At 39.8% G+C, this 13,532-nt stretch carries 9 protein-coding genes; 1 reads left to right on the plus strand and 8 read right to left on the minus strand.

Features of this window, described 5'->3' with window-relative positions:
* Positions 1–2: 2 nt before the first annotated feature.
* A complete protein-coding gene (gene pepT, locus G613_RS0108175) occupies positions 3–1,247 on the minus strand; it encodes a peptidase T (RefSeq protein WP_029232203.1) in 1,245 nt (414 codons plus the stop codon).
* Entirely contained in the window at positions 1,234–3,195 is a 1,962-nt protein-coding gene (locus G613_RS0108180; RefSeq protein WP_029232204.1) for a hypothetical protein, read from the minus strand. Before G613_RS0108180 ends, pepT begins: the two co-directional genes overlap by 14 nt.
* A 123-nt stretch (positions 3,196–3,318) precedes the next feature.
* On the opposite strand from G613_RS0108180, the gene G613_RS0108185 reads away from it, so the two are divergent.
* Positions 3,319–3,684, plus strand: coding sequence for a DUF1292 domain-containing protein (locus tag G613_RS0108185; RefSeq protein ID WP_029232205.1), 366 nt, complete (start codon positions 3,319–3,321; stop codon positions 3,682–3,684).
* Between the two features lie 28 nt (positions 3,685–3,712).
* Here the strand turns inward: G613_RS0108185 and G613_RS0108190 are convergent, their stop codons facing one another.
* From G613_RS0108190 to G613_RS0108220, 6 genes are all read right to left on the minus strand, one after another.
* Entirely contained in the window at positions 3,713–5,569 is a 1,857-nt protein-coding gene (locus G613_RS0108190) for an ATP-dependent helicase (protein WP_029232206.1), read from the minus strand.
* On the minus strand, positions 5,559–7,040 hold the full coding sequence (gene gltX, locus G613_RS0108195) for a glutamate--tRNA ligase (RefSeq protein ID WP_029232207.1): 1,482 nt from the start codon (positions 7,038–7,040) through the stop codon (positions 5,559–5,561). Before gltX ends, G613_RS0108190 begins: the two co-directional genes overlap by 11 nt.
* Before the next feature lie 201 nt (positions 7,041–7,241).
* Positions 7,242–7,679 carry a dUTP diphosphatase gene (locus tag G613_RS0108200; protein WP_029232208.1) on the minus strand — a complete coding sequence of 146 codons (438 nt, stop codon included), beginning with the start codon at positions 7,677–7,679 and terminating at the stop codon, positions 7,242–7,244.
* A 167-nt stretch (positions 7,680–7,846) separates the two neighbouring features.
* Positions 7,847–8,545, minus strand: a complete 699-nt coding sequence (locus G613_RS0108210) for a hypothetical protein (protein WP_029232209.1) — start codon at positions 8,543–8,545, stop codon at positions 7,847–7,849.
* A gap of 236 nt (positions 8,546–8,781) precedes the next feature.
* The gene (locus G613_RS0108215) at positions 8,782–10,632 is read right to left on the minus strand and encodes a cellulase family glycosylhydrolase (protein WP_029232210.1); all 1,851 of its coding nucleotides are present in this window, start codon (positions 10,630–10,632) and stop codon (positions 8,782–8,784) included.
* A 110-nt stretch (positions 10,633–10,742) separates the two neighbouring features.
* Complete coding sequence (locus tag G613_RS0108220) at positions 10,743–13,229, minus strand: glycoside hydrolase family 9 protein (protein ID WP_029232211.1); 2,487 nt, start codon at positions 13,227–13,229, stop codon at positions 10,743–10,745.
* Between the last annotated feature and the right edge of the window lie 303 nt (positions 13,230–13,532).

The following is a 13,532-nucleotide window of genomic DNA, read 5'->3' on the forward strand; positions in this document are numbered from 1 at the left end:
TATCAATAATTAACACCGTAGGCATCAACGATACCAAGAAGAATATCTACAACCTTACGCATCTCGTTAATTGAAGCATATTCATACTTGCCATGGTAGTTGTAGCCGCCTGTGCAAAGGTTTGGACATGGGAGTCCCTTATAGGAAAGAGCTGCTCCGTCTGTGCCTCCACGAATAGGTGACTCAATTGGAGTAATTCCAAGATCTGTCATAGCTTTTTTGGCATTATCTACAAGATGCATATGAGGACGGATCTTCTCGATCATGTTGTAATACTGATCCTTAACCTCTGCTTCTACAGTTCCCTCTCCATATTTCTTGTTGAGGAAATCCGCAGCATCCATAAAGAGCTTCTTTTTCTGCTCAAACAGCACTTCATCATGATCCCTTATGATGTAAGAAGCTGTGGCAGACTCTGTTCCTCCATTAACCTCTGTCAGATGGAAAAAGCCTTCTCTTTTCTCTGTGTACATAGGGTTCTGGAACACAGGAAGAAGTGAATGAAACTCATAGCAAAGTAACGCAGCATTGACCATCTTGTTCTTGGCATCACCGGGATGAACGCTTCTGCCGTTAACCTTGATATCTCCGCTGGCAGCATTGAAGTTCTCATATTCAAGCTCACCAAGTTTACCACCATCAACTGTATAAGCATACTTGGCGCCAAATCTATCAATGTCAAAATAAGCAGTGCCGGCGCCAATCTCCTCATCAGGAGTAAAGGCTATCTTAATCTCGCCATGCTTAATATCAGGATTAGACAAAAGAGTCTCTGCCATAGTCATTATCTCAGAAACACCGGCTTTATCATCTGCTCCAAGAAGAGTTGTTCCATCGGTGACAATAAGATCTTCCCCTACATGATTTAAAAGCTCAGGAAAATCCTTGGGTGAAAGAACCACATTCTCTACTGTATTCAAAACTATATCAGTTCCATCATAGCCTTCAACGATTCTTGGTTTAACATCCTTACCGCTTACTTCATCTGAAGTATCCATGTGAGCTACAAATCCGATAGCCGGTCTGTCCTTGCCATCATTCATATTTGATGGAATGGTGGCATAAACATAGCAGTGCTCCTTGTCGTAAAAGACATCAGAAGCTCCAATAGCTGAAAGCTCCTCAGTAAGGAGTTTCGCAAGATCATGCTGCTTCATGGTTGAAGGAGATGTTCCCGTTGTATCATCAGACTGAGTATCAATCTTTACGTATCTTAAGAATTTCTCAATAACATCAATTTTTTCCATTTTTCTTTTTCTTAACTTCCTTTTTCTTTTTGTAATCAGGATCCTTTTCGCTTATATAGATGCGAACGCTCCTGTCATCAAGCATATTAAACTCTGTATTATCAGGATGAAGCTCTACACCTGCATAAGCCCCTGTGTCTGATAAAAGGCTCCATCGAAGTCCTGCCGGAAGTCCCGGAAGAGCAAATTCGTTCCTAGCCCAGTGCATGTTGTAACATACATAAATAAAAGGCTTTTCGGAATCTTTTTTATTGTCATAAAGTCCGCAGTAAAGCATTCCCAAAATGTGGCTATATCCAGACAGATCAGGTCTCCAGGCTTCTTTTCCGTGACAGGACAGATCCGGATATCCGCAGGAAATATAGTCCATAAGTTTAAAAGGCTTACCACTATGAAGGAAATTATTAGAAAAGCGCAGCTTCACAAGAAATCTTACATAGTCATAAATATCTCTGTTTTTGTCCAGTGCTCTCCAGTCAACCCAACCTGTCTCATTATCCTGACAATAGGGGTTGTTGTTTCCTGCCTGAGAATTACCGAACTCATCCCCGCTATAAAGCATAGGAGTACCCTGAGCCATAAACAGCATAGTCAGAATGTTTTTCATCTGCTTGTTTCTAAGCTCTAAGATATTATGTTTCCTAGTACGGCCCTCTATTCCACAGTTCCAACTAAGGTTGTTATCACTTCCGTCCTTGTTGTTCTCGCCGTTTTCCTCGTTATGTTTGTGTTCATAAGCCACCAGATCAGCAAGTCTGAAGCCCTCATAATCACAAATATAATTGACAACACCACTCGCCGGATCGTTATGGATCATGGCTTTAAGGAAGTCATTAACTGTATTGTCATCGCTCTTTAAAAATCTTCTGCTTGCATACATAAAGGCATTATTGTAAATAGCAAGAACCCTCTCATCAGGCGCTTTGCCACCATAAATATCCCCTGTATCAAACCAGTCGTACCAAATCTTGGCATCTGTAAAAAGAGGCTCCTTAACAATCTGTCTGATTGGAACCCTAGCGCCCTTAAGATGGAACCCATCTACATGGTAGGTGCATCTCCAAAATCTAAGTGCATCTATTATAAGAGACTCATTTTCGTTATCTTCAAAAAAGAACTGGAGAATAACTTCAATCCCATTCTCATGGAGAGTCTTCACAAAGAGCTTGAATTCATTTTCCGCATCCTGCGGATTCTCGCAAAAAGAAGTCCTTGGCGCGAAGTAGTAGCCCTTTTTGTAGCCCCAGAAATTTACCTTCTTAGTAATATCTTTTTCGCCTAAAAGGCTTCCATCCTTGGAATAAACAAGCTTTTCAGTATTCCCGGCAGCCTTTTTAACAGGATTCTCAACCTCATTCATCTCATAGCAAGGCATAATTTCCAAAGTAGTTACGCCAAGTTCCTTGAGATAAGGGATTTTTTCAAGAATTCCCAAAAATGTTCCTCTCTTAGAAGAAGCAACACCGCTGCTAGAGCTCTTGGTAAAGCCTCTGACATTCAAAAGATATACAAAACTATTCTCATAGGGAATAAGCGGATTTGCATCATTTCCCCAGTCAAAACACACGTCAGAATGTGAAAGAAGTGATTTATTATCAAGCTTGGCCCTGATTTCATTATCGGGAACGTCTTCCCCAAACTTCTCAAGTCCGATTACATGCTTGGCATAAGAATCGCAAAAGTAAGCATTGTCCGCGAAATAGTTGTAAGAATCATAGTCGTCAATGTTCTCAATATTCCTGATTCTTGCAGAGTATATAGCACCTCTTTTAAGATTTTCAGGAAAAGAAAAAGATATACTCTCACGGCCTTTTACTGAAGAATAAAGCGTAATTCCGCGCTTTTTACTGTCAGTAAAAATAGCCCTTACAACCAAAGACTTGTCATAATCAATATAGCAGCCAAGTGGATATGGCTTTTCTTTGCAGATTTCATATTTGCCTAACATAAAAACATTTCCCCATTCTTTCACATATGCCGTAATATTTTACCACAAAAATGCTTTATATGCTAATAAACTATGCTATAATCGAGATATACGAAGGCAAATAATCCATAGGAGGCATAAAATATGGAATTTTCTAAGGTAGCGACCTTAATGAACACCAGAATCGAGAACGGTGAACAGGAAACTGTAGAAATTGAGCTTGATCACGGCGAAGTTGTCAATTGCGCCATTATGATTGTTCTTACAGTCAATGATAAAGATTATATAGTTCTTTTACCTCTTGATAAAAATGGTCAGAATCATGACGGAAATGTATGGTTCTATGAATTTATATGGCATGGTGAGGATCAGGAACCTGAGCTTGGTTATATCAGCGATGATGCTGAATACGAGGCTGTTTCAGAAGCATTCGACCTCTATCTTGACGATGTTGAGTTTGATGAGCTTGTTGAGCTCCCTGAAGAAGGCCTTGACGGCGAAGAAGAATAATTTATTGATGTTCAAGAAGTCCACTGTTTCAGTGGGCTTCTTTTTTATCTTCCCATAAATTTCTTATTGGTCTTAGAAACCTTGATGGAAGCATTGGATTCTCGGCATTACCTGTCAGATACGACATAATCAGAGCTTTCTTGGCTCTTGTCATTCCAACATACAACATTCTGCGCTCTTCCTCTATCTGTTCTATAGTAACTGAGCTTCTGCTAGGAATAACTCCCTCATTAAGGCCAGGGAGCCATACAATGTCAAACTCAAGTCCCTTTGATCCATGCATTGTAAGTAGCTTTACGCAGTTTCCTTTTGTTTTAGTACCTTTATTTGACTCTCCATCCATGGATTCTTCCCTTATTTTCTCAATTTCCCTTAAAAGAATTTCATTATCCGGAAATTTGCATGCCAATTCCGAAAGCTCATCTAAAGCCTTAATTTCTCCCGGATACAGCTTATCAATACCAACTTCGTTTCTTAGAAATCTGATAGATAATGAGGGTCTCATGTGGGCGATCATGTTTAGCTGCCTAAAGAGTTTTTCTATGGTTCTTATTCTGTCTGAATTACCGTAATAGTATTTCCTTAAGTCATTCTCGTTTACTGTGTCCTTGGAAAGCGCATTTCTTGTGATATATCTGTTAGGATTATTCATTATCCGTAAAAAGAACTCTCTCTTTTTTCCTTGGTATACAAAGCGAAGGTAGTTTTCACACAGTTTAACTGCCGGTGAATCAGTAAAAGACTTTGCAAATGTATCAAGATTAGTTGGTATACCATATTGTTTGCACTCTCCTGCAATTGCCAGAGCTTCAGAATTTGTCCTGAAAATCAGCGCTATATTCTGGAGCTTATCCATGTTCTCTTTTAAAAACTTAATAATTGCAAGGCTCTGCTGTTTCCTGTTGATGTAACGTCTTGGAATCAGAAAGCCGTTTGGACTGGCGGTATCTGGCTTAAGTTCCTTATTTAGTCTTATTTTATTGTCTCTGATAAGATGATTTGATGCGTATAATATTTGTTTTCCGCATCTATAGTTGATATTCAGGTTTATTATTCTGGGTTTATGACTTCTGAAATCCTCAGAAAACTTCTGCATTATTCCAGGGTCTGAGCCTCTAAATCCATAAATAGACTGATCATCATCACCTACAACAAACAAATTATCAGACCTGCATAAAAGCCTTATAACTTTATATTGCATTAGATTTATATCCTGATACTCATCGATCAGAACATATTTGAATCTTCTGCTCCAGGTATCTAGCAAAGCCTCGTCATTGATAAGGAGTTCATAGCATCTGAGTATCATATCATCAAAGTCTACAAGCCCAAATTCCTTAAGCAGTTCGTTGTATTCTTTATATATCCTTGGAAAATAACTACAAAGCGGAACATTTTTCTGGCACATTGCCGCACTTAAAGCGGTATTCTTAATTCTTGAAATTTCGGAGATAATATCACCTATCATTTCTATTGCTTCAAGGCTTTCTTGTTTATCTATATTTTCCGAGTTAGTTATCTTAAGGATTATATCCTTGATAAATTTATATTTGTCTTTCTCAGCAATTATCTTAAGTTTATTAGATGGATTCGATTGACGAATTATCTGATAAAAAACAGAATGGAATGTGCCAAAACACACTTCCGGATAGAGAGAATCAGTGATTTTTAAGAATCTGTGCTGCATTTCAATGGCAGCAGCTTTTGTAAAAGTTATAACCAAAACCGATGAGGGATCTACTGAACATTCCCTTATCAGGTGAACTAACCTGTTTACTATAACAAAGGTTTTGCCGCTCCCCGGCCCCGCAAGTACCATTGCAGGGCCGTCTTTATGGAGGATAGCCTCCATCTGAGCGGCATTACCATTTATATTATTTTTCAAGAAGTGCAATACTCTTCTTTATACGAGCTATTGTCTCGTCTTTACCAATAACTTCCATGAGTTCAGTAGCTCCACATGGAGTCATCTCTTTGCCGCAAACAGCAATTCTTACAGGCCAAAGAACATAACCGTTCTTGTACTCGTGAGTCTTGATGTAATCAGAAAGAAGTGCAAAAAGAGAATCATTTGTGTAATCATCATGCGCCTCAAGAATTGGAAGTACCTCTTTGAGAACTGCAAGTGAAGTTTCCTCGTTGGTCTTCATCTTCTTGTGTGCAAAGATTGCTGTGTCATACTCAGGCATCTCGTTAAAGAAATCAACCATTCCCTCGATATCAGGGAAAATCTCGATACGAGTCTTAACCATATTTGCAATCTGACGCATCTTCTTATCATCAGACTTAAGAGCAGGATTAGTGATAGCCTTGTCAAGATAAGGCTTAGCCATCTCAAAGAACTTGTCCTCATCCATAGCCTTGAGATACTCACCATTCATCCACTTAAGCTTTGTAAAGTCAAATACTGCAGGTGACTTATTGATACGTGTATAGTCAAACTTATCAATAAGATCCTGAAGACTCATGATCTCGTTGTTATCATCAGGAGACCATCCAAGAAGTGCTACAAAGTTAACTACAGCCTCAGCTACAAATCCCTGATCAATGAGATCCTCGAATGAAGAATGACCGCTTCTCTTGGAGAGCTTATGGTGCTCCTCATCTGTGATAAGCGGGCAGTGAATATACTTAGGAACTTCCCAACCAAATGCATCATAAAGTCTGTTGTACTTAGGTGAAGAAGAAATATACTCATTACCACGAACTACATGAGTGATACCCATGAGATGGTCATCAACAACATTTGCAAAGTTATATGTTGGATAGCCGTCAGACTTAATAAGAATCATGTCATCAAGCTCTTTGTTCTCAACAGTAACATCTCCGTAAAGCTCATCATGGAAAGTTGTTGTACCCTCTGTTGGGTTATTCTGTCTGATTACAAAAGGCTTACCCTCAGCAAGGTTCTTCTCAACCTCTTCCTTGGAAAGATGAAGACAGTGCTTGTCATAAACACTGATCTGCTTCTTGCCACCGTTTCCATCATCAATTTCCTGTACAAGAGTAGCCAATCTCTCCTCATCACAGAAACAGTAATAAGCTTCGCCTTTTTCAACCAGCTCTTTTGCATACTGCATATAAATGCCGGCTTTCTGTCTTTCACTCTGAACATATGGGCCTACAGGACCGCCGATATCAGGACCTTCATCATGAACAAGACCTGTATCCTTAAGGGTCTGGTAGATAATCTCAGTTGCACCTTCTACAAAACGCTCCTGGTCAGTATCCTCGATTCTAAGGATGTAGTCTCCACCCTCATGCTTGGAAATAAGGTAAGCATAAAGAGCTGTTCTAAGGTTTCCTACATGCATACGGCCTGTTGGACTCGGTGCATATCTTGTACGAATCTTCATTTTATATCTCCTATCATTTATTTGTTAGGTTTCAAAATGTCTAAGTCCAAATTGAAACTCATAGTATATAAATACATATTTGGGATGTTAAAATCCCCAAGAGCACAAACTATATTTATAGCATTATAAATAATCAATGTCAAAGTAATATTTCATATAGATTTGCGCAACTAAAAGCTCTATGTTAAAACACAATTTTAATCAGTTTTTACCAGTGGAACCAAAGCCGCCGCGGTCAGCGCCTTCTAAATGTTCACATTCCTCAAAATCGATATGTGGCTGGTTCTCCATAATTCGGAACTGACAGATGCGGTCATTAAAAGAAATATGTGTATCACGCATAGCAATTACCGGCATAAACCACTGATCATTATCTCCGCAATATGAATGATCGATGATTCCCATACTGTTAGCCTGAATAACGCCAAAATTCTTGAAGGTTGAGCTTCTTGGAACAACATGTGCTTCATAACCCTCAGGAATTTCCATTGCTATTCCGAGAGGAACAAGCTTAAATTCCCCCTGCTTAAGATCTATATCTTCTGCGCTTCTAAGATCAATCCAGTCGGACTTGCCGTCAATATACTGGAGTTTTTCGATTTTGTCATTGAAATATTTGATTTTAACAGTCTTATTCATATCTTCCAACTTCCTAATATATTTTGTTCATAATATCATAATTTCACCAAGTATTATTATAACTTCCTGGTATAAAAAATCCATGAGAAAAATTAAAAATGGAAGCATCATTATCACGGTGCCTCCATTTTATTCTTATTCATATTGTTAAGTTATTTTGAAAATAATTACCAATCTGAATCCCAGTCTGTGTAGCCAGAATCCCAGTCATCACTACTCCAGCCTGAATCCCAGTCATTATCCCAGCCACTACTACGGCTGTTATTATAATTATAGTCGTCATAATTCCAGCTACTATGATTATTGTAATTATAAGAGTTATAGGAATTATACCTTGAACCTCCACTGCTTCTTTTTGAGGCATTTGTGCTGTTATAGAACAAATTAAAGGCAATAAGTATAATCGCAATTGCTACAAACAAAGTAAATGCATTAAAACCTGCAGAACTTCTTGAGCTGCCACTATAATTACAATAGTCATTATAATCGGACTTACCCTTTGATCTCATACTGTTTTCATAGGCATCAAGTCTGTCAAAATTTGAACGACTACTATCGATATCAGATTTGCTAAGGTTAAAATGATATATCTGATTACCAACTTCCTCTAGCAAGCGCTGATAAAGTTCGTTTACAGCATATGCTTCATCGTATCCCTTGTACCTTATTGCCCTCGCTCCATTTGCCTTATTCTTATAAACAACAAATTCTCCGGTTTCCTCGTCTTTATAAATACCAAAAGCTTTGGCGCACTGATAATTAACACCGATATAAAATCTTGTCTTACTTGCTGTGTAACCATTCTTATTACAATAATCTTTTAGTTCCTCAATTGTCCTTGGAGTACCTGTTGTATAATCTGCCACTAATTTTTCCTCCCTCTTTAGCGACTCTGTCTAATATACAACTGGAACGATCATTTTGTCTCACTTACTTCATCTTTTTCTTCATCACATGTCATTATTTATTTAATAAGATGTAAAAGTAAAATGATATTCGTAAATAATGTAATTTGCGAAGTACAAATAAAGATAATATAAAATGTAATACCGGCCACCGCGAAGCTCGCAATGACCGGTACTATGTGTATGAAGAAATGAAATTATCTGTAATAAGCTGTTACTGTTTCGCCATTTGATCCAAGAGGGATTTCATGGTCGAGACCAACAAACTTTCCTGTTTTTGAATCAGACCAAAGAGTCTTCTTCATCATGTTATACTTAGCTGCATCCCATGTAGCCCAGTCGCCTTCAAGAAGTCCGCCTGTATCTCCCGAGTTAGGATTGATGCACCAGAAAGTATGATTGATTTTGTTCTTAGCAATGAAATTAGCCATGATATTGAGGTACTTCTCATTGCTGCCGCCATCCATAAAGCCGCCCCACTCACCAATAAGAATAGGAGCGATATTCTGATCCTGAAGATAGAACCAGTTGTCATACCAAACATCGTCAAGAAGAGTCTTCTCAGAGAAGTCCTTCTTGAACCATGACTGCTCATATACAAGTGGGCCGTAGTCATGAGGTGAATATACAAGCTGGCTCTGGTATGAACCAAGATCTACGGGAAGGTCACCTGCAAGACGAAGGTTTCCGCCCCACCAGTCACCATAGTACTTAAGCTGATCTTCTGTTGCATTAGGATCCTGTGTGCCTGAGTTGTAGTCATAACCAGGTCTTGGAGTTTCCTCGATACCTTCTACCATGATAAGAAGGTTAGGATTAACATCCAGGATTGCCTTACCGCAACGGCTTGCACCGTATCTCCAGTTATTTTCATCTATGGAATCATCCCACTTTGCTGAAACTGCTTCTGCCTGAGAGAATTTGCCGTGAGGCTCGTTCTTAAGGTCGCAGGCAATGATTGTATCATCGTTCTTGTACTCAGATACAAACCATGTCCATCCTTCGATCCAATCTTCAGTAGTAAAGCCTTTAGGGCCATACCAAACATTGTAGTTATGTCCTGAGTTATTAGCATCTGCACTGTGGCAATCTACCATAACCTTGATACCATTCTCTTTGCAAAGAGCAAGGAAAACATCGAATATTTCTCTTGAGCCCATGTCAGAACCGTCAGCTCTCTTAAGCTCTGGATTAGCATAAGTATTTACATTAACCTTAACGTTCTTGCCGGACTTCCACTCAAATAAAAGCTCTGTAGAAATAGGAACACGAACAAGGTTAATACCATGGTCAGCCATGCCCTCTACAACATCTTTCATGTTAGCACTCCAAAGACCATGGAATACTCTCTCAGAGCAGTTAAATCCAAACCAGTTTGCACCTGTAAGGTAAACCTCATGTCCATACTTATCATAGATTCTTCCGCCCTTAGCATGAAGCCAGTCGTCGCCCTGGACAGCATCACCGGTCTCTCCTGTATAAGGCTCAGGAGCTGGTGTTGGTGTTGGGTCTGGTTCAGGAGTTGGAGTTGGCTCTGGCTCCGGTGTAGGAGTTGGTGTCGGTGTTGGGTCTGGCTCAGGTTCCGGTGTTGGTGTTGGCTCCGGCTCTACCTGCTGACCACCTGAAATTTCACCGTTTGCAAGTATTTCAACCTTTGTTCCGACATGACTTGAACCCTGAACACCAAATTCAACAGCCTGTCCTGCTTCTATAGTTTTATTCCAATCCATAGGAGTAATCTCGTAATAGTCTCCGTTTTCTACAATCTTAACATTCCAGCTGGAATCGATTCCCACATCATTTTTATTAACCTTAAGAGCCCATGAATCAGCTCTTTTACCGGTCTCATTCTTAACTTTTATAAGTACCTGATAACCGCTTCCCCAGTTATTGATAGTGTATTCAGTTGTTAAACCTGTAGCTACAGTGGAACTTGTATTTGCAGCTGCTGCGCCGATTGATGAATAGTTAGTGGCACTTAAAACAAGCATAGCTGACAATATTCCTATAAGTGCTTTTTTGCAAAAAGATTTTCTTGCTTTATGCATTAAAATATCTCCTTATTAACATTTTCAGGGTATCAGAGCCAAGGTGAAAAGATAGCACTTTCCGAGCCTTGGCTCTGAATTATGTAGATTTAATTAACTGTTATAGCTAATTATTTGCCTTCAGCAATAATTTCTACTGTATTTCCAAGGTGGCTTGAACCCTGAACACCGAACTCTGTTGAGCCGCCAGCCTCAAGAGATGCATTCCATGACATAGGTGTGATTACATAGTAATCAGCAGTCTCGTCAACATTTACGCACCAGCTTGAATCAATACCAACATCCTTCTTGCTAACCTTAAGAGTCCAAGAATTGATTCTAGAATCAGAATCGTTCTTAACCTTTATGAGAACCTGATAGCCACTGCCCCAGTTATTGAGTGTGTACTCAGCTGTAACCTCACCTGATGGTGTAGGATCAACGATTACGATTGGATCTGGGTCTACCGGATCTGGATCTACAGGTGTTGGATCTGGATCAACTGGAGTTGGATCTGGATCAACCGGATCTGGATCTACAGGTGTTGGGTCTGGATCAACTGGTGTAGGATCTGGATCTACAGGATCTGGATCTACGACAACTACTGGATCTGGAATTACAACAGGCTCAGGAGCATAGCCTTCGCCGAGAACAAGCTTAGAACCTTCAAAGAGCTGCATTCCGTCAGGAGTAGTCATTTGATTATTGCTTGTGCCGCCAAGTCCCTTTACGCAAGGGCTATTAGAATAATCCCACTTACCAGGAGCTGTGAATCTGAGCTGAAGCTCGCACTTGCACTCGCTCTGTCCGCCTGGATAGATCTGAGCGCCTGTAAGGTCAACATCTACATAGTAGATACCAGCCTGATCAGATTCCTTGAAGTCAGAAATTCTAACCTTGTGTTGCATGTATGTTGTAGAAACAGTCATGTCTGAAGCCTTGTAGCCCTGTGCGATAACGTCGCTAAGGTCAAAGAACAGACGAAGTGTAAGGTTGTCTGAAAGTCTTGCTGGCCAAGCTGTATGGTTCTCGATAACAGCCTTGATCTCTACAAAGTTAATCTTATTGTTCTTATCCTGAGCATTGATGCCAGCCTTAAGAACGAATTCGCCTCCATCAGTCTGCTCAATAGCAGTTGGAGTTGCTACAGCGCCGTAACCATTCTTCTCATAGAGATATGCACATGCGCCTGTGAAGCCTGCATTATAATCGCAAGCAACTTCGTTAGCGATATAATCGCTACGATCGTCAACGTAACTGTCGTTAGCACCACTTGGTCCACCTACAACAGCACCGACAAGTGTATGTCTTGATGTCTTAGGCTCAGCATTGAGGTTGTTTGACCAGCAACCATGAGCTGCTCTGTGGTGAGGATTCTTAGGTGACTGTGAGTTGTAACCAACCATGAAGTTCTGTCCTGAACTTCCAAGTGTGTAGTTAACAGTTCTCTCGATGTAAGCATTAGCATCAGCAATGTGCTGGCTGTCAGCCTTATCAAGTCCTACATAGATTGCATCTATGAAAGCCTGGTTGTTAGCATAACGAACTGATCCCCACTGGCTGAGGAATGAAAGTCCGCCAGGGCTGATTGTAATAGGATTTGATCCAGCAAGCTTACCATTCCAGCAATCGATACTGTTCTCGATAGCTGTATAGTACTTATCCTTACCTGTAAGTTCTGCAAGAAGAAGGCAAGCGCCCATGTGAGTGTCATCCCATGACATTGTCCATGAGTAAGCCATCTCTGTGCCACCCTGGAACTCTGTACCAAAGTTCTCAGCATACTGCTCAGCCTTTGTAAGGTAAGTCTTGTCACCTGTAGCCTTGTAAAGCCAGCAGCCTGCAAGTGTAAGCTCATCATAGAATCCACTGTAAGATGTATAGAATCCGCTAGCAGCTGTATAACCAGCATCACTCTTAGCTCTTTCAGCCATTCCAAAAAGAGTCTTTGCATGTGCTAAATATGTAGCACTTAATGAAGGATTAGAGTTTTTGAATACAAGAGAAGCAACTGCAAGAGAAGCTGCAGCTTCACCAGTAACACATGAACCACCATTTGCAGAAGTATCATCAACCTTGTATGAAGGTCTGTCCATCTTGAGCTCAACAAGCTCAGGAGCGCCCCAGAAGCCATGATCTTTTCCACCATCACCTACCTGATAGTAGTAAGTTCTTGAATCAGGGTTACACTTTACAAAATAGTCATTAGCCCACTTAATATCGTGAAGCATCCACTTTTCCTGGCCAGACTGAGTATATGCCTTAGGATTGTTAAGATATGACCATCCAAGGATCATAGATGAATAAGCCATAGGCAGATTAAACTTAACGTTATCACCTGCGTCGTACCATCCACCTGTAAGATCAAGACCATTATCCTGACCATCGTTCAATCCGGAATCTGCTCTCCAGTTAGTTCTAGATAAGGTTTCCTCTGAAAGCTTACCTGATTCCTGAAGCTGATAGAATAACAATGATTTTGCCAGCGCATCCCCATAATTGTAATTGCCTGCAGCCTCTACCTTAAGTGATGGAAAGCTAAGTCCACCTACTACCATAAAAGCTGACAGAGAACACACCAATGCTTTTTTGCAAAAAGCTTTTGTGACTTTATGCATAAAACACATTCCCTCCTTATACATTATTGTCTGATAATTATTTAAACGATATCTGCGCGCTAGATATCATCAAAATACAAATTTAGTTTCCAACAAGCCGCTTGAATACTGTGTCTGAAATCCTGACTACAATTACTAGTTTTCTGAATTCTTTAAAGATTTTACTCAAAAATGAAAACACTTACATAAATTGTCAGTAAATTCAATATTTATATTAACTTAATCGTTTACGTCTGTAAATGTTTTTTAAGAAATTTTTAATTGTATTTTTATTTTTGTTACATTTTACTTAACATTTGAAAA

The sequence above is a fragment of the Butyrivibrio sp. VCB2006 genome (genome assembly GCF_000420945.1).
Lineage (GTDB): Bacteria > Bacillota > Clostridia > Lachnospirales > Lachnospiraceae > Butyrivibrio.